Here is a 21,685-nt window from a genome sequence, read left to right as displayed (position 1 = left end):
GAGATGAAAGATGTTACGATCTCAATTTGAAGAAGATTTAGAGAAATTACATAACCAGTTCTACGCTATGGGACAAGAAGTGCTCTCACAAATCAATCGTACGGTGCGTGCCTTTGTCACGCATGACCGTGACCTGGCAAAAGAGGTCATCGAAGATGACGCAGAAGTAAATGAATACGAAGTGAAACTGGAAAAGAAATCATTTGAAATGATTGCACTCCAACAACCAGTCTCTCAAGATTTGCGTACAGTCTTGACTGTCCTTAAGGCTGTATCAGATGTGGAGCGTATGGGGGATCACGCTGTAGCCATTGCCCAGGCAACCATCCGTATGAAGGGGGAAGAGCGCATCCCAGCTGTAGAGGAAGAAATTCAAAAAATGGGACGTGAAGTTAAAAGCGTTGTTGAAGCAGCACTTGATCTTTATCTTAATGGTTCTGTTGACGACGCATACCGGGTAGCCTCCATGGATGAGCAAATTAACCACTATTTTGAAACTATCCGTGACCTTGCGACTGAAGAGATTAAGAAAAATCCAGAAGCCATTGTTACGGGTCGTGATTATTTCCAAGTTATTTCCTACTTGGAGCGTATCGGTGACTATGCTAAAAATATCTGTGAATGGGTTGTTTACTTTGAAACAGGTAAGATTGTCGAATTATAAAGTATTCAAAGGATAAAATTATTGTGAAAGCTTACTTTTTAATACAGTAAGCTTTCATTGTATAGATAGTTTACTTTGTCAGAGGTGAATAATGAACTACATACAGAATATCAGAAAAAAGTTGGAAAAGATAAGATTATTTTAAATTTTACCTGTGGAATATTAAGTCAATCAGGAAAAATTTTATTACAAAAACGAGCAGATAAAGGAACGTGGGGATTACCAGGTGGTGCTCTTGAATTAGGAGAATCGGCTTTAGAAGCTTTAGTGCGAGAGTTTTATGAAGAAACAGGAGTCGAAGTGAGGGTGGAAAAACTCTTAAATGTTTATACAAAATATTCAGACAGTTATCCGAATGGTGATGAGGCTCAAGTTCTTACAATCTTGTATTTAGTTTCATCTGAAACTTCTATCTCTACAAATTTTTTTACAAGTGATGAAACTTTAGAATTAGGATTTTTTGATCATAGTGACATACAAAATATTGCAATTGTAAACCAGCAGCATCAAGATATGATAAATGATTTTTTTGAAAATAAGTTCCCAATAGATAGATAAACTAACCACTGTATTTCTATTTTTTAGTAAATATATTTTATGAAAATGCAAGAAAACACTTGACAAGCAACTTAGATATCGTTATAATTATACAAAATTAACAGAGGGGTTGTTTATTTATGAAATCAAAAAAATGGATATTTGTTTTATGTAATTTTCTTGCAAGTTTCTTCTTAGTAGCTTGCCAGTCAGGTTCTAATGGTTCTCAGTCAGCTGTTGAGGCCATTAAGCAAAAGGGGAAATTGGTTGTGGCGACAAGTCCTGACTATGCACCCTTTGAATTTCAATCATTGGTTGATGGAAAGAACCAGGTAGTCGGTGCAGACATCGACATGGCTCAGGCTATCGCTGATGAACTTGGGGTTAAGTTGGAAATCTCAAGCATGAGTTTTGACAATGTTTTGACCAGTCTTCAAACAGGTAAGGCTGACCTGGCAGTTGCGGGAATTAGCGCTACTGACGAGAGAAAAGAAGTCTTTGATTTTTCAATCCCTTACTATGAAAACAAGATTAGTTTCTTGGTTCGTAAGGCTGATGTAGAAAAATACAAGGATTTAACTAGCCTTGAAAGTGCTAATATTGCGGCTCAAAAAGGGACTGTTCCAGAATCAATGGTCAAGGAACAATTGCCAAAAGCTCAATTAACTTCCCTAACTAATATGGGTGAAGCAGTCAATGAATTGCAGGTTGGAAAAGTAGATGCTGTTCATATGGATGAGCCTGTTGCACTTAGTTATGCTGCTAAAAACGCTGACTTAGCTGTCGCAATTGTCAGCTTGAAGATGAAGGACGGCGACGCCAATGCCGTTGCTCTTAGAAAAAATAGTGATGATTTGAGAGAAGTGGTAGACAAGGTCATCCAAAAACTCAAGGATGAAGGAATTTACCAAAGCTATCTTGAAAAAGCAGCAAGTCTAACTGAAGTTGAAGAATAAGAAAAAGCAGAGTTGGATGTCATTCCAATTCTGCTTTTAAATAGTTTAAAACCTTTTCCAGATTGTCTAGGGACACCTTGGCAAATTGATAAGGACAGGTGCTTAAATAGGCCTCTTCAAAGAAGTCCAAGCCTAGTTGACTGTGTTTGAGATTGGCGATTTTAGGATACTGTCTCAGGTCTAGCAATAAACCATCGTGAAGAGGAAAATGAGGAAGAGGACAGGGGCTGTAAGCTAGTCTTTCCTTGATTTGTTTTTGGTAAGTTTCTTGATTATTCAAGCGAGTCAGACGATTTTTCTCAAACAATTGACTATCGATATAGAGTGATAAGGCCTTTTGCATGATGAGGTTGCTGTCGTAGTCTAGGATATTTTTGTAGGCCACAAATGCTTCTTTGATAGCATTTGGAAGAATGAGTGCTGTAATACGAAGGGCTGGAAAGAGGCTGGTCGAGAAGGACTTGATATAAATGACACGCTCCTCTGTATCAAGATAGTGGAAGGTTTGGCCCTTCTTGGAGTCCAAATCACCCAGATAATCGTCCTCTACGATATAGACATCATACTTGGCTGCTAAGTCAAGAATAGCTCGTTTGTCCTGCTCAGAATAGGAATGGCCTAGAGGATAGTGAAATCGAGGAATGGTATAGAAAAACTTAATTTTTCCTGTTTTGAAGTGGCCTTCCAGTTCCTTCAAGTCAATCCCATCAATGCCTCGTTCAATCGTTTGATAGTCCAGACCCTGAGCAATCAAGAGGCGATTCATTCGATGGTAGGTCGGTTGTTCCATCAAGATTTCCTTGGCTTGGCTAGGGAAGGAAATTTGAGAAAGGATAAACAAGGCTTGTTGGGTTCCAGAAGTCAGTACCAGTTGGTCAGCCTTGCAGTAGAGGGCTTGGTCAAAGAGGAGTTGGTGAATGGATTGTCTTAAGTCTTCTAAACCTTCTTGATTTTCATAGTAGTTGAAGAGGTAGTTTTCCCGGCCAATCAAAGTTTCATTGACACAGAGTCGGAAATCGTCATAGGCGCTGGCGTGTTCATCCGTAACCTCGATTTCGAGGTCTTGGTGTTGCCCTTGTTCTAGGACATAGTAGCCACTCTGGGGCTTGGCATAGAGGTATTGTTCGTACCGTAATTCCAGCAGGGCGCGCTGAACGGTGTCCTTGCTACAGTGAAAGTCAAGGCTTAGTTGACGGATAGAAGGCAGGCGACTTCCCGTCGGAAAGCGTCCAGACTCGATACCATTTTTCAGATAGGAAACGACCTCTTGGTACTTGCTTTGTTTCTTCATTCCAGACCTCCCTTGATTTTGTTACATTGTACCCTTTTTTTTCCTTCTTGGCAATGTCTAGGGTGTTTCTCTCGTTCACATCTAAGAGCAAATGTGGTATATTCCCATCTTTAATACTTTTTTTGAAATCAAAGAGCAACCAAATGCAGATGTGACAGTTTTTCGGAACTTTTTTCTCTTTAAAACAAAATATGTATTTTTATCTGGGGTTGGTTTGTTTTAAAAAGTTTTCATGCTAATTTCCCCGTATTACTTGCACATATTTTTAGGAAAAAACTTGAAACCGTTTTCTAGTTGTGGTATAATAGAATTGAAAAATAAAAGTATACGAATGACTTGTTAGAAAGGAGTTTTAAATCAGAAAATCAAGTTATTTTATCAGTAATATATATTTGTGACTTGAAGGAGTGTTTTTTATGAAATTTAAAAAAACTGTAACTTCAGCTCTTGTTGTATTATCACTATTTTCTATTATGTCTCCTTCTATAGTTTCTGTTAGAGTATTTGCTGATGATGTAACTACTACGGAAGTTTCTGAAATTAGTACCCAAGAACAAAAATAAATAGATGATGTAGCTAATGTTCTTGATCAAATGTTTAGAAATGGAGTTAATGAAAAAAATTTTACTGAATATGTTTATAAAAACTTTTCTCAAAAAGATATTGCTCTTGCGGAAAATAAATTAGAAACTAATATTAATAATCTCTATGACAGAGTCCCTTGGGATGAGATGGGAGGATGTATAGCGAGAAAAATACGAGAAGAATTTTTTGCTATGACCAATGTTTCGCTAATTGTTAAGTATGCGCAGAAAAAGGCTTGGTTAGAATTAGCTAAAGTGGTACTAAGATTTGTTAAAGCTAATGGACTTAAAACAAATATTTATATCATTGCTGGTCAGTTGGCTATTTGGGCAGTTCAGTGTGGTCTGGAATAATGCGTGATAAAAACTTTTTAATAAAAGATGGGATTATTAGCTTTTTGATTGGATTTGTATATGCATATTTAGTGTTACAAAAATTTATCCTTTGGAAAATCCTTTTGTTTGCATTTATTTTTGCAATTATTAATACAATATTTATGTTTGCTAGGAACAAAAAATAAATAATGATTTAGTTAAATAAAAAAAGGCCCCTAGGGAAGTGTGTTCCTTAGGGGTTGTTGTGCCAGTTCAAGTTTTGTTTCTGTCAAAATCTCAGGCTACCCGTCGGAAAGCGTCCAGACTCGATGCCATTTTTCAGATAAGCTACGACCTCTTGGTACTTGCTTTGTTTCTTCATTCCAGACCTCCCTTGATTTTGTTACATTGCACCCTTTTTTCTTTCTTGGCAATGTCTAAGGTGTTTTTCTCGTTCACATATAAAGCTAAATGTGGTATACTTAGGAGTAACATTTATAGAATAACAAATAAGAAAGAGAATGGATAAGAACGTGCAGGAACCAGTGAAATTATTTCAATACAATACCCTTGGAGCCTTGATGGCTGGCCTTTATGGTGGCACCATGACAGTAGGAGAATTGCTAGAGCATGGAGACCTTGGTTTGGGAACCTTGGATTCCATTGATGGGGAATTGATTGTCTTGGATGGCAAGGCTTATCAAGCCAAAGGCTCAGGAGAGCAACCGGAAATTGTAGAAGTATCACCAGATGCCCTTATTCCTTACGCAGCAGTAGTACCACATCAGGCAGAGGTCATTTTCCGCCAGCGCTTTGAGATGACAGACAAGGAATTGGAAGAACGGATTGAGTCTTATTATGACGGGGAAAATCTTTTCCGCTCTATCAAGATTCGTGGGGAATTTTCACATATGCATGTGCGCATGATTCCTAAGTCGGCACCAGATACCAAGTTTGCTGATGTCGCAACCCATCAACCTGAATATAGTCGTGACAATGTGGGAGGAACCATCGTTGGTTTCTGGACGCCAGAGATTTTCAATGGGGTCAGTTTGGCAGGATATCATCTACATTTTATCTCAGATGATTTGACCTTCGGTGGGCATGTTATGGACTTTGTTATCAAGGAAGGCATTATCGAGGTGGGAGCTATTGACCAGTTGGACCAACGTTTCCCAGTCCAAGACCGTCAATACTTGTTTGCTAAGTTCAATGTTGACGAGATGAAAAAAGATATTGAAAAGGCAGAATAGGAGAAGAAAATGATCATTCATATTATCATTACCATGGTGCTGTTGCTGGCTTTCTTGCTAGGGAGCGTTTGGTATGCCAAAAAGAAATACCAGACTAATCTAGCTGCCTTGGGATTGGGTGCAGTCGCTTTCTTTGTTTCTTCGCAGATTTTGGAAAAACTGGTGCATATCTTAGTTTTACATCCTCAAAAAGACGGTAGTATTGCTCTCTTGCAAGATCATCCGCTTGTCTATATCATCTATGGCCTAGCCATGGCAGCATTTTTTTGAGGAAACGGCTCGTCTTATTTTCTTCAAATGGTTGGAGAAAAAGAGAAGTTTGGAAAAGGCAGACGCCTTGGCCTATGGGTTAGGGCATGGTGGTTTGGAGTTGATTTTCCTAGGTCTTGCTAGTTTGCTTAATCTCTACATCGTTCTCTCAGCAGTTCAAACGCAGGATCCACAGGTCATGCAATTACTGTCTGAAAATATGTTGAAAACTATTCAGTCGCTATCAGTCTGGCAGATTTATTTGCTTGGTTTTGAGCGAATCTTGGCGCTAGGTTTCCAATTACTCTTGACTGTTTGGGTTTACCAAGCTGTTCGCCAGAAGAAATGGATTTATCTCCTAGCAGCCTATGGCTTGCATGCCTTCTTTGATCTGGCACCATCTCTTTCCCAAGTAGGCTGGTTGACAAATCCAGTCTTGGTTGAAGTGATTCTACTAGTTGAACTGATCCTAGTTGCCTATGGAACCAAGGCAATCTTTTGTAAAAAATCATAAAAAGAGGGGAAACCTCTTTTTTGTTTAAAATAAGCCCAAGATTTTTTAGGGTCGTCAAATGGTCTTAAAAATGGTATAATGGAATGAATTTTGTAAAAGGAAGAGTAACATGTCTGTAAGAGAAAACATGCTTGAAATCTTAGAAGGGATTGATATCCGTTTCAAGGAACCCTTGCATAGCTATAGTTATACAAAAGTAGGTGGAGAGGCCGATTATTTGGTCTTTCCACGAAATCGTTTTGAGTTGGCGCGCGTTGTTAAATTTGCCAACCAAGAAAATATTCCTTGGATGGTTCTTGGAAATGCTAGTAACATCATTGTTCGTGACGGTGGGATTCGTGGATTTGTCATCTTGTGTGACAAGCTCAATAATGTTTCCGTTGATGGCTATACCATCGAAGCTGAAGCAGGAGCTAACTTGATTGAAACAACTCGCATTGCCCTCCGTCATAGTTTGACTGGCTTTGAGTTTGCTTGTGGCATTCCTGGAAGCGTTGGTGGTGCTGTCTTTATGAATGCGGGTGCCTATGGTGGCGAGATCGCCCACATCTTGCAGTCTTGTAAGGTCTTGACCAAGGATGGAGAAATCGAGACCCTATCTGCCAAAGATTTGGCTTTTGGTTACCGCCATTCAGCCATTCAGGAGTCTGGTGCAGTTGTCTTGTCAGCTAAATTTGCCCTGGCCCCAGGAACCCATCAGGTCATCAAGCAAGAAATGGATCGCTTGACGCACCTGCGTGAACTCAAGCAACCTTTGGAATACCCATCTTGTGGCTCGGTCTTTAAGCGTCCAGTAGGGCATTTTGCAGGTCAGTTAATTTCAGAAGCTGGCTTGAAAGGCTATCGTATCGGTGGCGTAGAAGTGTCAGAAAAGCACGCAGGATTTATGATCAATGTTGCTGATGGAACGGCCAAAGACTACGAAGACTTGATTGAGTCTGTGATTGAAAAAGTCAAGGAACACTCTGGCGTCACTCTTGAGAGAGAAGTCCGTATTTTAGGTGAAAGCAAGTAGGAAGCTGTATTTGAAAAGCTGCTGCTATATCATGGAAAGGGGGTGAAAGCCTATCGTTAGTGCAGAAGAATGTAGGCAGTTTAATCTCCTACACGAGGTAGTGGCGGCCTGACAGAGCCCTGATCTGTTAATCTATGAAAAAGAAGGAATAAATGACAATTGAAAAAACCAATTATCGAATTCAAAAACGTCTCTAAAGTTTTTGAAGACAGCAACACCAAGGTTCTCAAAGACATCAACTTTGAGTTGGAAGAAGGGAAATTCTACACCCTTCTAGGCGCATCTGGTTCAGGAAAATCAACCATCCTAAACATTATTGCAGGTTTACTGGATGCGACGACAGGAGATATTTTGCTGGACGGTGTTCGTATCAATGACATCCCAACCAACAAGCGAGACGTTCATACTGTCTTCCAATCCTATGCCTTGTTTCCACATATGAATGTGTTTGAAAATGTTGCCTTTCCACTTCGCTTGCGTAAAATTGACAAGAAAGAAATCGAGAAACGCGTAGCGGAAGTTCTCAAGATGGTTCAGTTGGAAGGTTATGAAAAACGTTCCATCCGTAAACTCTCTGGAGGACAATGTCAGCGTGTAGCCATTGCCCGTGCTATCATCAACCAACCCCGTGTGGTTTTGTTGGACGAGCCTCTGTCAGCTCTGGACTTGAAATTGCGGACAGACATGCAGTACGAGCTCCGTGAATTGCAACAACGATTGGGCATTACCTTTGTCTTTGTCACTCACGATCAGGAAGAAGCCTTGGCCATGAGTGACTGGATTTTTGTTATGAATGATGGCGAGATTGTCCAGTCTGGAACCCCTGTGGACATCTACGATGAGCCAATCAACCACTTTGTTGCCACCTTTATCGGCGAGTCAAATATCTTGTCAGGAACCATGATTGAGGACTACTTGGTTGAGTTTAACGGCAAACGCTTCGAAGCGGTCGATGGTGGGATGAAACCAAATGAGCCTGTTGAGGTTGTTATTCGTCCAGAGGACTTGCGGATTACCCTTCCTGAAGAAGGCAAGCTCCAAGTTAAGGTCGATACCCAGCTCTTCCGTGGGGTGCACTATGAAATTATCGCCTATGACGAACTTGGGAATGAATGGATGATCCACTCAACCCGTAAGGCTATTGTTGGTGAGGAAATCGGTCTGGACTTTGAACCAGAAGATATCCACATCATGCGTCTCAATGAAACAGAAGAAGAGTTCGATGCCCGTATCGAAGAATACGTGGAAATCGAAGAGCAAGAAGCAGGTTTGATCAATGCAATCGAGGAGGAAAGAGATGAAGAAAACAAGCTCTAAACTCTTTGTAGTGCCCTACATGCTCTGGATTGCTCTCTTTGTACTCGCACCCTTGGTCTTGATTTTCGGACAATCCTTTTTCAATATTGAAGGCCAGTTTAGTTTAGAAAACTATAAATCTTACTTTGCGTCACAAAACTTGACCTACCTCAAAATGAGTTTCAACTCTGTACTCTATGCAGGAATTGTGACCTTTGTGACCTTGCTTATCAGCTATCCAACAGCCCTCTTTTTGACTCGTCTCAAGCACCGTCAACTCTGGCTCATGCTGATTATTCTGCCTACTTGGGTCAACCTTCTTCTTAAAGCCTATGCCTTTATCGGGATTTTTGGTCAAAATGGCTCTATTAACCAATTCTTGGAATTCATCGGAATTGGTTCACAACAGTTGCTCTTTACCGATTTCTCCTTTATCTTTGTCGCAAGCTACATCGAGCTTCCCTTTATGATATTGCCGATTTTCAATGTCTTGGATGATATGGACAACAATCTCATCAATGCCAGCTATGACCTAGGTGCGACCAAGTGGGAGACCTTCCGTCATGTCATCTTCCCTCTATCGATGAATGGGGTGAGAAGTGGGGTCCAATCGGTCTTTATCCCCAGCTTGAGTCTCTTCATGCTGACCCGTTTGATTGGTGGGAACCGCGTTATCACACTAGGTACAGCCATTGAGCAGAATTTTCTAACCAATGACAACTACGGTATGGGTTCAACCATCGGTGTAATTCTCATCTTGACCATGTTCATCACCATGTGGGTGACCAAGGAAAGGAGAGAACGATGAAAAAAATTGCCAACCTTTATCTGGGACTGGTCTTTCTGGTCCTCTACCTGCCTATCTTTTACTTGATTGGCTATGCCTTTAATGCTGGTGATGATATGAATAGCTTTACAGGTTTTAGCTGGACTCACTTTGAAACCATGTTTGGAGATGGGAGACTCATGCTGATTTTGGCTCAGACATTTTTCTTGGCCTTCCTATCAGCCTTGATAGCGACCATTATCGGGACTTTTGGTGCCATTTACATCTACCAGTCTCGTAAGAAATACCAAGAAGCCTTTCTATCACTCAATAATATCCTCATGGTTGCGCCTGACGTTATGATTGGTGCTAGCTTCTTGATTCTCTTTACCCAACTCAAGTTTTCACTTGGCTTTTTGACCGTTCTATCTAGTCACGTGGCCTTCTCCATTCCTATCGTGGTCTTGATGGTCTTGCCTCGACTCAAGGAAATGAATGGTGACATGATTCATGCGGCCTATGACTTGGGAGCTAGTCAATTTCAGATGTTTAAGGAAATCATGCTTCCTTACCTGACTCCGTCTATCATTGCTGGTTATTTCATGGCCTTCACCTATTCGTTAGATGACTTTGCCGTGACCTTCTTTGTAACGGGAAATGGCTTTTCAACCCTGTCAGTCGAGATTTACTCTCGTGCTCGAAAGGGGATTTCACTAGAAATCAATGCCCTGTCTGCCCTTGTCTTTCTCTTTAGTATTATCCTAGTTGTTGGATATTACTTTATCTCACGTGAGAAGGAGGAGCAAGCATGAAAAAACTCTATTCATTTTTAGCAGGAATTGTAGCGATTATCCTGGTCTTGTGGGGAATTGCGACGCATCTAGACAGTAAAATCAATAGCCGAGATAGTCAAAAACTGGTTATCTATAACTGGGGAGACTATATCGATCCAGAACTCTTGGAGCAATTCACAGAAGAAACAGGAATCCAAGTTCAGTACGAGACTTTTGACTCCAACGAAGCCATGTATACCAAGATCAAGCAGGGTGGAACGACCTACGATATTGCCATTCCTAGTGAATACATGATTAACAAGATGAAGGACGAAGACCTCTTGGTACCGCTTGATTATTCAAAACTTGAAGGTCTTGAAAATATCGGACCGGAGTTCCTCAACCAGTCCTTTGACCCAGGAAATAAATACTCTATCCCTTACTTCTGGGGAACACTGGGAATTGTCTACAATGAAACCATGGTAGAGGAAGCGCCTGAGCATTGGGATGACCTCTGGAAGCCAGAGTATAAGAACTCTATCATGCTCTTTGATGGGGCGCGTGAAGTGCTGGGTCTAGGGCTCAATTCCCTCGGCTACAGCCTCAACTCCAAGGATCCCCAGCAGTTGGAAGAGACAGTGGATAAGCTCTACAAACTGACTCCCAATATCAAGGCTATCGTTGCCGACGAGATGAAGGGCTACATGATTCAGAACAACGCTGCTATCGGTGTGACCTTCTCTGGGGAAGCTAGCCAAATGCTAGAAAAAAACGAAAATCTACGCTATGTGGTACCGACTGAGGCTAGCAACCTTTGGTTTGACAATATGGTCATTCCCAAAATAGTCAAAAACCAAGACGCAGCCTATGCCTTTATCAACTTTATGTTGAAACCCGAAAATGCCCTCAAAAATGCAGAGTATGTCGGCTATTCAACACCAAACCTACCAGCTAAGGAACTGCTCCCAGAGGAAACAAAGGAAGATAAGGCCTTCTATCCCGATGTTGAAACCATGAAACACCTAGAAATTTATGAGAAATTTGACCATAAATGGACAGGGAAATATAGCGACCTCTTCCTACAGTTTAAAATGTATCGGAAGTAGGAGATAAACGTAAGAAGACGAATCAGTCAAGCTGGTTCGTTTTTTAGAAAAAATAGAAATTATGGTATAATAGTTTTAGGCAGAGAGTTATTAGTATTGTTTATAGCATCTCTGAAAATTTAATTCCAAAGGAGTTCAAAATGAGCCAGACTACGCAAATGCATATATATATATATATATATATAACCTAATAAAAAATGCAAAAAATATAGATTGAAACCTACTGAAAATTCAGTAGGCTTTTTGCGTTTCTTGGAGGTATCTAATGGCTAAAAAGTTATTAAATATCACTGAGATTGAGGATAGAACTAAGGTTTTAGTAGAGAATCTTAATAAATCGACATTCATTATTGAATTTGTTTCATTGTTTGACATTACTAAAACGACCATAACAAGAGCAAGTAAAGTGGCATCTGATGATTTTATAATAAAAAACAAATTGTATTTTCGTAAAGTTGAAAATCAGCCATTACTTACTCTGACTGAGATTGATAAAGAGTTGGAGGATCAGGTTCGTAAATCTCGATTTATTATTACAACAGATTTTCAAGAATTATATGCAAAGGATACACAGACAGGGCTAACTCTAGCAATTTCTTTTAATGATTTACCAGCCCATTGTGATTTCTTCTTACCTTGGAATGGTATTGAAAAGATTGATTATGATAAGGAAAATCCTGCTGATGTAAAAGCGGCAGAGCGTTTCACCAAACTTTATGATGAACTAATTTCTATCAATCCTGAACTAGCAATCACTGAAACTGATGGTAAATCATTTAATCTATTTTTGATTCGTGTTCTTTTTCTACTATTTGCAGAAGATACAAATATTATCTCCAAGGGAGCTTTCACAAATGTTATTAAGATGAGGACATCCGAAGATGGTTCTGACTTGAATGAGTGTGTTAGAAAACTATTTACTGTTTTAGATATGCCTGAATTTAGTCGTCAGAATTTGGAGTCATGGTTATCAGATTTTCCTTATGTAAATGGTAAGCTTTTTTCAGAGCCACATCATGACCTTATTTTCAATAAAAGAACTCGTCAATTACTCATTGAAGCAGGAGAATTGCTAAACTGGAATGAAATCAATCCAGATATTTTGGGATCAATGATTCAAACCGTGGCAAATGCAGAAGCAAGATCAACATCGGGTATGCACTATACTAGCGTGCCTAATATTATGAAGGTCATCAAACCACTATTTTTAGATAATCTACGAGCAACATTTACGGAATTAGAAGAACGAGCTGATTACTATATAGGAGGTGGTGACTTTAGTGAGGAACATCGTCGCAAGGAATTACGATAAATCTTACCCAAGTTAGAAGAGTTACTCACTCGTATGGCCTCTATCAAGTTTTTAGATCCTGCTTGTGGTTCTGGAAATTTCCTCATCATTACCTATAAAGAACTTCGTCGTTTAGAGATTAATATCTTAGTCAAACAGCGTGAAATTCGTGACTCCTTGAATGAAAAAGCTGTTTATCAAGGAGAATTGATTGCTGATGCATCTAAGATTTCTCTATCCCAGTTTTCAGGAATTGAATTGGATGATTTCGCTCATGAAGTAGCAAGGCTATCCTTGTATATAGCAGAACACCAGATGAATGTGGAAATGGAAGAAGCTCTTGCTGATGTCCATCCAAGACTATTACCTTTAAGAGAAGCTGGAAATATCGTTTGTGGGAATGCTCTAAGAATTGAATGGGAAACTGTGTTGAATGTCAAGGCAGATGACGAAGTTTATATATTTGGAAATCCGCCGTATATAGGCTCTAAAAAAATGACCTTGGAACAAAAGAAGGAACTAGAAAATGTGATTTGTTCAGAAATTTCTTCTAAAAAATTAGATTATATTTCGGGATGGTTTTATAAGGCAACTCACCTTATTTATGGTAAAAATGCTCAATATGCTTTTGTAACAACAAATTCAATAAATCAAGGTGAACAAGTTTCAATTTTGTGGAATGTTCTTCTACGATATGGTCAAATTTCCTTTGCGTATCAATCTTTTAAATGGAACAATAGTGCGGCCCATAATGCAGGGGTCACAGTTACTATTATTGGATTTTCAAATAAAAATGATAAGAAAAGAATTATATATAGTGATAAGGGAGAAAGTTATGGAAAGAATATAAATCCCTACCTAACTTTAAAGAATGGTTTCTAGTATCGCTAGATGAAATCCAAGAAGTGATTGAAAAAATTGGATTTGAAATTAGATTCAAATAAAGAAAGACACTATTTATAAGATTATTTAATATTTAGAGAACACAAAAGAAGAAAGTAGAGAAAAGAGAATGAAGTTATTAAAGGGTTTGGGCATTGCCTTGGTATTGTTTTACATGGTTATATTTATTGGAGTCAACTTCGTGACTGTTGGGGTTGATAGTGATAAAAAGGTAGAAACAGCCAAAGAGACACAACGATATGAGATGTTAGACTATGAGGCTGAACTGGAAGACGCTGAGATTTTGGGTAAGTTCTGGAATAAAAAAGGTTACTATATTGTGGTGTATGATAAGACTAAAAAAGCTCCAGAATTGTTCAAGGTAGAGTTTTCTGAGTGGAAGCGTATGAATGTGGGGGAACTGTACTAGAAATAAATTAAATATTACTACTTACATTTTGAAAATAGTAGTTAAATTTGCAAAATATCTTCTCTCCTACCACACTACTATTGGTTAGAATCATTCCCAGTTGACGCCAGCTTAAAAAAACGTTATAATAAGAAAGTTGAGAATTGATTTTCTCTTGTCTTAGTCCAGAGAAATGGCGGTGCTGCGAGCCATCTAAGCTAGGAAGTCATGCTACTCAATTTAACAATTGCATAAGAACAAGAGAATGACAAGTTCATTGAATGAAGGTGGTACCGCGGTTTTTCGCCCTTCGTGATATGAGCTTGTCTTTTGATTTTTGGAGGTGTTGATGAAAACATTTCTTGTCAAACAAAAGTTTCGTCTTGGAGGCGAACGCTTCGCTATCAAGGATGACAGAGGAGAAATCACCTATCAGGTGGAGGGATCATTCTTTAAGATTCCTAAAACCTTTACTATTTATGACGCTAATGGTGAACAGGTTAGTCAGATCAGTAAAGAAATCTTGACCTTGCTTCCTCGATTTGAAATTCATCTTCGGGATGGCTCGAGTTTTGTCATTCGCAAGAAGTTGACCTTCTGGCGAGATAAGTATGAGTTTGATAATCTGGGTCTTCGTATCGAGGGCAATATCTGGGATTTGAATTTCAAATTGCTGGATGATCGCGATCAGCTGATTGCGGAAATTAAGAAGGAACTCTTCCATCTGACCTCTACCTATACCGTAACGGTTCTGGAGGACGCTTATGCAGACCTAGTCATTTCCCTCTGTGTCGCGATTGACTATGTGGAAATGCTAGAAAGCCAATCACATTAAACAAGTAAATAAGGAGACGATATGAAACAACTATCTAGTGCACAAGTACGCCAAATGTGGCTTGACTTCTGGGCGACCAAAGGTCACTCAGTAGAACCATCAGTGAGCTTGGTTCCTGTAAATGACCCAACTCTTTTGTGGATCAACTCTGGGGTAGCAACCCTTAAGAAATACTTTGACGGGACCATTATTCCTGAAAATCCACGTATTACCAATGCTCAAAAGGCTATCCGTACCAACGACATCGAGAACGTAGGGAAGACTGCACGTCACCATACCATGTTTGAAATGTTGGGGAACTTCTCTATTGGAGATTACTTCCGTGACGAAGCTATCACTTGGGCTTATGAGCTTTTGACAAGCCCTGAATGGTTTGATTTCCCTGCTGAAAAACTTTACATGACTTACTATCCAGATGATAAAGATTCTTACAACCGCTGGATTGAAGTGGGAGTGGACCCAAGTCACTTGATTCCGATCGAGGACAACTTCTGGGAAATCGGTGCGGGACCTTCTGGACCTGATACAGAGATTTTCTTTGACCGTGGAGAAGCCTTTGACCCAGAAAATATCGGTCTTCGTTTACTTGCAGAAGATATTGAAAACGACCGTTACATCGAAATCTGGAACATCGTTTTGTCACAATTTAACGCAGACCCTGCTGTTCCTCGTAGCGAGTACAAGGAATTGCCACACAAGAACATTGATACGGGCGCTGGTTTGGAGCGTTTGGTGGCGGTTATCCAAGGGGCTAAGACAAACTTTGAAACAGACCTCTTCATGCCAATCATTCGTGAAGTCGAGAAATTGTCTGGTAAGGTTTATGACCAAGATGGCGACAACATGAGCTTCAAGGTCATCGCTGACCACATCCGTTCACTTTCATTTGCCATCGGTGATGGTGCCCTTCCAGGAAATGAAGGTCGTGGTTATGTCCTTCGTCGTCTTCTTCGTCGTGCTTCTATGCATGGTCAAAAATTGGGTATCAACGAGCCTTTCCTTTACAAACTCGTTCCAACTGTTGGAAAAATCATGGAAAGCTACTACCCAGAAGTGCTTGAGAAACGTGACTTTATTGAGAAAATCGTTAAGAGCGAAGAAGAATCATTTGCCCGTACCCTTCACTCAGGTCAACACTTTGCCCAAGGCATTGTAGCAGACTTGAAAGAAAAAGGTCAATCTGTTATCGCTGGTTCAGATGTCTTCAAACTCTATGATACTTATGGGTTCCCAGTTGAATTGACTGAAGAAATCGCTGAAGAAGCTGGTATGACTGTAGACCGTGAAGGTTTTGAAGCAGCCATGAAAGAACAGCAAGAACGCGCGCGTGCGTCAGCTGTCAAGGGTGGCTCAATGGGTATGCAAAATGAAACTCTTCAAAACATCACTGTAGAAAGTGTCTTCAACTACAATGCTAGCCAATTGTCTTCTAAATTGGTAGCTATCGTGGCGGACAATGCAGAAGTAGAAGCTGTTTCAGAAGGAACTGCCTCTCTTATCTTTGCGGAAACGTCATTTTATGCTGAAATGGGTGGACAGGTAGCTGACCACGGACAAATCTTGGATGAGTCAGGTAAGGTTGTGGCTACTGTGACCAATGTTCAAAAAGCACCAAACGGACAAGCTCTTCACACTGTTGAAGTCCTTGCACCGCTTGCCTTGAACCAAGAATATACTTTAGCAATTGATACAAATCGTCGTCACCGTGTTATGAAAAACCACACTGCTACTCACTTGCTTCACGCTGCCCTTCACAATATCCTTGGAAACCACGCAACACAGGCAGGATCTCTTAACGAAGTTGAATTCCTTCGCTTTGACTTTACCCACTTCCAAGCAGTGACTGCTGAAGAATTGCGTGCGATTGAACAGCAAGTTAACGAGAAAATTTGGGAAGCACTTGAAGTGAAGACAGTTGAAACGGATGTTGACACTGCTAAAGAAATGGGAGCTATGGCTCTCTTTGGTGAGAAATACGGCAAGGAAGTTCGTGTCGTGACTATCGGTGACTACTCTATTGAACTTTGTGGTGGTACTCATGTTGGCAACACTTCTGAGATTGGTCTCTTCAAAATTGTCAAAGAAGAAGGAATCGGTTCAGGAACTCGCCGTATCTTGGCAGTGACTGGTAAGGAAGCCTTTGAAGCCTATCGTGAACAAGAGGATGCTCTTAAAGCTGTCGCAGCAACCTTGAAAGCACCTCAAGTCAAGGAAGTACCTCACAAGGTAGAAGGACTTCAAGAACAACTTCGTCAACTTCAAAAAGAAAATGCTGAGTTGAAAGAAAAAGCCGCAGCTGCAGCCGCAGGCGATATCTTCAAAGATGTTAAGGAAGTCAACGGTCATTGTTACATTGCTAGTCAAGTGTCTGTATCCGATGCCGGTGCCCTTCGTACTTTTGCAGATAACTGGAAACAAAAAGACTACTCTGATCTTCTTGTCCTAGTTGCCGCTATCGGTGACAAAGTCAATGTCCTTGTAGCCAGCAAGACAAAAGACCTTCATGCAGGAAACCTTGTCAAAGAATTAGCACCAATCGTCGATGGACGTGGTGGTGGTAAATCAGACATGGCCATGGCAGGAGGAAGCAACCAAGCTAAAATCCAAGAATTGTTGGATGCAGTAGCAGGTAAATTGTAATCAAGTAAAGATCTATCCATTTGGGTAGGTCTTTTTGTGAATGCAAAAAAGCCAAATCCGATTGGATCTGGCTGGATTATTATGAGTTATTAGATTGTATTGGTTGCCCAGACACTTACGGATCTAGCTGAGACTGGGAATTGTCCATAACCTTCCTCATCGATTGTAACTTGATCTTGGTGGTTTCCAAGTAAATCTACGAAAGTTTGGTTAGCCCATTCTTGGCCGATAAACATTGACTTGCTGTTTTCTTGGTCATTTGAGATCAAGACTGCGATTGGGGATTGATTTTCAGCACCTGAACGTACCCAACCGATACAGTTAGCATCATCAAAGTAGTCTGTTTGCTCTCCATAGGCCAAATCTTTTCGGATGGTTAGGAGGCGGTCAAGGACTTCTTTGAAATCTTCTTGAGCATACTGCCCTGAAATCCCATAGTAGTCTCCGTAAAAGACACATGGAAGGCCATTTTGACGTAACAGAATGAGGGCATAGGCTGCTGGTTTGAACCATTCTTCAACGGTAGACTCAAGAGCCTGACCTCGTTGGGTATCGTGGTTGTCGACAAAAGTCACAGCCTTGTCAGGTTTGAGTTCAACCAAGCTATCTGTGAAAATGCTACGAAGATCGTAGTTGGAACCTGCTCGACTAGCATCAAAGAGATTCTGGTGGAGACGAACATCGACAAGATCGAATCGTTCTTCCGTTTTTTCAAGATAGTCTAGGTTGGCTTCCTTGTCTGGGTTCCAAAATTCACCAAAAACATAGAAATCCTCACCGTATTTTTCCTTCATATCACGGATGAAATTGCTCATAAAGAAAGAGTCAATGTGTTTAACGGCATCCAAGCGGAAACCAGCTACACCAGTCGTTTCCATGAACCAATCAGCCCAGTCATAGATATTTTGGATGACTTCAGGATGCTTAAAGTCTAGATCAGCATACATGAGGTAGTCGTAGTTTCCGTTTTCATTATCAACCAATTCCTCGTTGGCCCAGCCCTTATTATCCCCTTGGATGAGATAAATCCCAGACTTACGACGTTTGGCATCGTAGTCTGTACCTGTGAAGTGGTACCAGTGCCAGTGGAAGTCATTGTAGGTATCTTGGCGACCATCGAAGGTAAAACTAGTCCAGCCATTGATGGTGAAGGGTTCTCCAAGTTCAACTGTACGGTCTACAGGATCCACTTCGATGACCTGAAAGGCTTCCCTGTGATCGGCAGCAGCCTTGTGGTTGAGAACCACATCAGCCATAGGTTGAATTCCCTGTGCTTTTAGAGTTTGAATGGCTTGAAGATAGTCTTCTTTGAAACCATACTTGGTGCGGACAGTCCCTTTTTGGTTAAACTCTCCTAGGTCGAATAAGTCATAGACACCATAACCTACATCTTTTTCATTGGTAGCCTTGAAAGCTGGTGGCATCCAGACGTGACTGATACCGAGATCAGCTAGGTGTGGAGCATCTTCAGCCAGACGTGTCCAGTGCTGACCGTCGTGGGGCAGATACCATTCAAAGTATTGCATGAGTGTTTGATTTTGCATGATGTTTCCTCTTACTTGTCAATCTTGTTCTTTATTCTATCATAAAGTATCTCTTGGCGCAAACGTTTGCGTAAGAATAGAAGGAAACTATTGTATCTACTTAAAATAAAGTGTTGATTTTTTTGTATCAAAGTGCTAGTATAATAGTATGTGATATAGATAAAGATAGGAGTCATCCCATGATTGAATTTCAAAATGTTAGTAAGTTGTATGGTGATAAAGAGGCTTTGAGCAATCTCAATTTGCAGATTGAAAATGGGGAGATTATGGGCTTGATTGGCCATAATGGGGCTGGAAAATCGACCACTATAAAATCCCTAGTCAGTATCATTTCACCCAGCAGTGGTCGTATTTTGGTAGACGGTCAGGAGTTATCGGAAAATCGCTTGGCTATTAAACGAAAGATTGGCTACGTAGCAGACTCGCCTGACTTATTTTTACGTTTAACGGCCAATGAATTTTGGGAATTGATTGCTTCATCCTATGATCTGACTAGCTCTGACTTGGAGGCTAGTCTAGCTAGGCTATTGAACGTTTTTGATTTTGCTGAAAATCGTTATCAGGTTATTGAAACCCTTTCTCACGGAATGCGTCAAAAAGTCTTTGTCATTGGGGCACTCTTGTCTGATCCCGATATTTGGGTTTTGGACGAACCCTTGACTGGTTTGGATCCCCAGGCTGCCTTTGATTTGAAGCAAATGATGAAGGAACATGTACAAAAAGACCATCCAGACCAGTCTTTAGAAAGTATCTATCTTAGCCTTGCTGGTAGAAAAGAGGAGGTTTCAGATGCGTCTCAAGGTCATTAAAAAATTAGTTGATATCAATATCCTCTATTCATCTCAAGAAGCTAATCTGGCTAACCTACGAAAGAAGCAGGCTAAGAATCCTGGGAAAAAAGTAAATGTTTCCGCTAGAGTCCTAAGTTCTTACATTTTTTTCAGTCTCTTGATGCTCATCTTTTTTAGTACTATAGCCATTCATTTTCCTTTTGAGGAAATGCCTGTTTATTTTAGTTTCATGGTTGCTATTTTACTAGTGCTTGCCTTTTCAACTTCTTTAACTGCCTTTTACAATGTCTTTTATGAGAGTAAGGACTTGGCATCTTATAGGCCCTATGCCTTTAAAGAATCAGAGATTATAATCGCTAAAGGACTGTCTGTTCTCTTGCCAGCTCTAACTGGAATTTTACCAATCCCAGCTTATTTTCTAGCCCTCTATATTAGGCTAGCACCTTCTCTTTGGCTGGGCTTGCCTTTGATGCTACTGTCCTTGGCCCTATTATTTGTCTCTGTTACTTTAGTGATGGTAGTGGCAGTACATTTCTTGGCTCAGACTAGGGTCTTCAGAAAGTATCAGTCTATTTTTTCGAATGTGATGATTGGGATAGGAGTTCTCATACCTTTAATATATGTCTTCTTTCTACAGTCGACTTCTGGACGTATTGTTGACAAAGTTAGAGACATTCCATTTCTCCTTTATCCTATTCATCTCTTTTACAAAATAGCAGTGGAGCCTTTTTCGACAGAAGCCATCCTGGGTCTGCTTGCTTGGATAGGACTAACTGTCTTCTTGCTTTACTTGAGCAAAAAGAAGGTTTTTCCTCGTTTTTATGACGTGATTCTGCTTAACAGTGAGGAGAAGGTCAAGAAAGAACGTCGCAGTAAGGAGAGAATTTCAACTACTAAAAAGGGATTTTTCCGTATGGTTTTACGCTACCACCTCACCCTCTTGGGACAGGGGACTGGCGTGATTACAGTGCTTTTTACAAGTGCTTTCCTTCCTTATCTCATGATGATCGGTCTGATTTCCAAAATCCGAGATTCTCAGATAGTTCCAGACATTCATCCTCCATACTGGTTACCTTTGTTTTTTGTAGGAGTGTTTATAGCAGTTGTCAATAACAATATCACCAGCCTGCATTCAATTGCCTTGTCCTTGGAGAGGGAAAATGTTGATTTTCTTAAGAGTTTACCCTTTGACTTTGCTCGTTATGTGAAAGTGAAATTTTGGATTATATTTGCTGTCCAGTCCTTTTTACCAGTTCTGACTTTACTTGGCCTTTCTCTATATCTAGGCTTGCCCATTCTTTCGATGATTTACCTCCTTGTGGCATGGATCCTTGCCAGTGTCATCCTTTCTTGCCACAATTACTTTAAGGACGTGAAAAATCTGTCAACCAATTGGAGTAGCATTACGGACCTGGTAAACCGTTCAAATCGTATAGTAGCAATAGTTTTGATTTTTATTTATAGTGCAATCTTAATGGCCCTTGTAATAGGGAGCTTATTCTTGGTTCGGTCTCTCGTCCCTGTCCTTGCCATCAGCTTGGGAGTAGGAGTTCTTATCCTCTTGCTTGCTCTTGCTATTTTTGGCTATCATTACTACCTGTCACGCATATTGGCAGAAATAGAAAAAAGATGAGCTAGTTGGTCGCTTGCTTGATAAATTCAATTCGACAAATGCTTTTATAGTTTGTTAGAATGTAGTTGTAAATGATTAAGATTGGTAATCAAAAATATAGAGAGGAATGTTTTGAATAAGAAATATAATATAGTTCTATTATTGTTGTTTATAGTTTATTTATTGGGATATTTTTCAATTTCAAAAACATTCATTCCTATAATGTGTGTGATTCAAGTATTTTTGATAGAACATATATTTAAAGTTCGAAATAGAATGACGCAGATAGGTGAAATTATAATTATTGTTGCTTCTATAATATTATTTATTGATAGTATATTGATACTCAATCATTTTCAAAA

General features: G+C 40.1%; 18 protein-coding genes and 2 pseudogenes. 18 read left to right on the top strand and 2 right to left on the bottom strand.

The window, feature by feature from the left end:
• The first annotated feature begins 10 nt into the window (after window positions 1-10).
• The 3 genes from phoU (at window position 11) to B4W83_RS10570 (ending at window position 2,157) form a co-directional block, all read left to right on the top strand.
• Window positions 11-664, top strand: a complete 654-nt coding sequence (gene phoU / locus B4W83_RS10580; RefSeq protein ID WP_000946465.1) for a phosphate signaling complex protein PhoU — start codon at window positions 11-13, stop codon at window positions 662-664.
• A gap of 84 nt (window positions 665-748) precedes the next feature.
• On the top strand, window positions 749-1,222 hold the full coding sequence (locus tag B4W83_RS10575; protein ID WP_033605139.1) for an NUDIX hydrolase: 474 nt from the start codon (window positions 749-751) through the stop codon (window positions 1,220-1,222).
• A 119-nt stretch (window positions 1,223-1,341) separates the two neighbouring features.
• Window positions 1,342-2,157: an ABC transporter substrate-binding protein gene (locus B4W83_RS10570; protein WP_000837363.1), complete on the top strand. Its 816-nt coding sequence runs from the start codon at window positions 1,342-1,344 to the stop codon at window positions 2,155-2,157.
• 19 nt (window positions 2,158-2,176) lie between these two features.
• On the opposite strand, the gene B4W83_RS10565 is transcribed toward B4W83_RS10570, so the two are convergent.
• Window positions 2,177-3,448, bottom strand: a complete 1,272-nt coding sequence (locus B4W83_RS10565) for an aminotransferase-like domain-containing protein (RefSeq protein WP_000744853.1) — start codon at window positions 3,446-3,448, stop codon at window positions 2,177-2,179.
• Window positions 3,449-3,864: 416 nt separating this feature from the next.
• Between B4W83_RS10565 and B4W83_RS13560 the strand changes: the two genes are divergently transcribed.
• The 13 genes and pseudogenes from B4W83_RS13560 to alaS all read left to right on the top strand — a co-directional run bounded on the left by B4W83_RS13560 (window position 3,865) and on the right by alaS (window position 17,376).
• Window positions 3,865-4,011, top strand: a complete 147-nt coding sequence (locus B4W83_RS13560; protein ID WP_000669513.1) for a hypothetical protein — start codon at window positions 3,865-3,867, stop codon at window positions 4,009-4,011.
• Between the two features lie 30 nt (window positions 4,012-4,041).
• Complete coding sequence (locus B4W83_RS10560; RefSeq protein WP_000489503.1) at window positions 4,042-4,386, top strand: hypothetical protein; 345 nt, start codon at window positions 4,042-4,044, stop codon at window positions 4,384-4,386.
• A 482-nt stretch (window positions 4,387-4,868) separates the two neighbouring features.
• Entirely contained in the window at window positions 4,869-5,600 is a 732-nt protein-coding gene (gene budA, locus B4W83_RS10555; RefSeq protein ID WP_000360310.1) for an acetolactate decarboxylase, read from the top strand.
• A 9-nt stretch (window positions 5,601-5,609) separates the two neighbouring features.
• Window positions 5,610-6,363: pseudogene (locus B4W83_RS13555) on the top strand (YhfC family intramembrane metalloprotease).
• A 109-nt stretch (window positions 6,364-6,472) separates the two neighbouring features.
• A complete protein-coding gene (gene murB / locus B4W83_RS10540; RefSeq protein ID WP_000116193.1) occupies window positions 6,473-7,378 on the top strand; it encodes a UDP-N-acetylmuramate dehydrogenase in 906 nt (301 codons plus the stop codon).
• Between the two features lie 159 nt (window positions 7,379-7,537).
• A complete protein-coding gene (locus tag B4W83_RS10535) occupies window positions 7,538-8,695 on the top strand; it encodes an ABC transporter ATP-binding protein (RefSeq protein ID WP_000742894.1) in 1,158 nt (385 codons plus the stop codon).
• Window positions 8,676-9,482: an ABC transporter permease gene (locus B4W83_RS10530; protein ID WP_000753803.1), complete on the top strand. Its 807-nt coding sequence runs from the start codon at window positions 8,676-8,678 to the stop codon at window positions 9,480-9,482. Before B4W83_RS10535 ends, B4W83_RS10530 begins: the two co-directional genes overlap by 20 nt.
• Complete coding sequence (locus B4W83_RS10525) at window positions 9,479-10,252, top strand: ABC transporter permease (RefSeq protein ID WP_000717323.1); 774 nt, start codon at window positions 9,479-9,481, stop codon at window positions 10,250-10,252. The genes B4W83_RS10530 and B4W83_RS10525 overlap by 4 nt, the downstream gene beginning before the upstream one ends.
• Window positions 10,249-11,319, top strand: a complete 1,071-nt coding sequence (locus B4W83_RS10520) for an ABC transporter substrate-binding protein (protein WP_000737959.1) — start codon at window positions 10,249-10,251, stop codon at window positions 11,317-11,319. The genes B4W83_RS10525 and B4W83_RS10520 overlap by 4 nt, the downstream gene beginning before the upstream one ends.
• 265 nt (window positions 11,320-11,584) lie before the next feature.
• A pseudogene (locus tag B4W83_RS13970) lies at window positions 11,585-13,471 on the top strand (DNA methyltransferase); the annotation flags it as partial.
• Window positions 13,472-13,622: 151 nt separating this feature from the next.
• Entirely contained in the window at window positions 13,623-13,922 is a 300-nt protein-coding gene (locus B4W83_RS10510; protein WP_000770989.1) for a hypothetical protein, read from the top strand.
• A gap of 328 nt (window positions 13,923-14,250) precedes the next feature.
• Entirely contained in the window at window positions 14,251-14,736 is a 486-nt protein-coding gene (locus B4W83_RS10505; protein ID WP_000847073.1) for an LURP-one-related/scramblase family protein, read from the top strand.
• A 21-nt stretch (window positions 14,737-14,757) separates the two neighbouring features.
• A complete protein-coding gene (alaS, locus tag B4W83_RS10500) occupies window positions 14,758-17,376 on the top strand; it encodes an alanine--tRNA ligase (RefSeq protein ID WP_000811769.1) in 2,619 nt (872 codons plus the stop codon).
• An 89-nt stretch (window positions 17,377-17,465) separates the two neighbouring features.
• Here alaS and B4W83_RS10495 read toward each other — a convergent pair whose 3' ends face one another.
• On the bottom strand, window positions 17,466-18,920 hold the full coding sequence (locus B4W83_RS10495; protein WP_001181041.1) for an alpha-amylase: 1,455 nt from the start codon (window positions 18,918-18,920) through the stop codon (window positions 17,466-17,468).
• 179 nt (window positions 18,921-19,099) lie between these two features.
• On the opposite strand from B4W83_RS10495, the gene B4W83_RS10490 reads away from it, so the two are divergent.
• Both B4W83_RS10490 and B4W83_RS10485 read left to right on the top strand, forming a co-directional pair.
• The gene (locus tag B4W83_RS10490; RefSeq protein WP_000569199.1) at window positions 19,100-19,729 is read left to right on the top strand and encodes an ABC transporter ATP-binding protein; all 630 of its coding nucleotides are present in this window, start codon (window positions 19,100-19,102) and stop codon (window positions 19,727-19,729) included.
• The gene (locus tag B4W83_RS10485) at window positions 19,710-21,344 is read left to right on the top strand and encodes a hypothetical protein (protein ID WP_001237552.1); all 1,635 of its coding nucleotides are present in this window, start codon (window positions 19,710-19,712) and stop codon (window positions 21,342-21,344) included. The genes B4W83_RS10490 and B4W83_RS10485 overlap by 20 nt, the downstream gene beginning before the upstream one ends.
• Window positions 21,345-21,685 lie beyond the last annotated feature (341 nt).

Origin of the sequence: Streptococcus pseudopneumoniae ATCC BAA-960 = CCUG 49455 (assembly GCF_002087075.1) — a bacterium.
In the GTDB taxonomy this organism is placed as follows: Bacteria; Bacillota; Bacilli; order Lactobacillales; family Streptococcaceae; genus Streptococcus; species Streptococcus pseudopneumoniae.
Note: the sequence above shows the minus strand (reverse complement) of the source record. Positions and strands in the feature narration are given on the sequence as shown.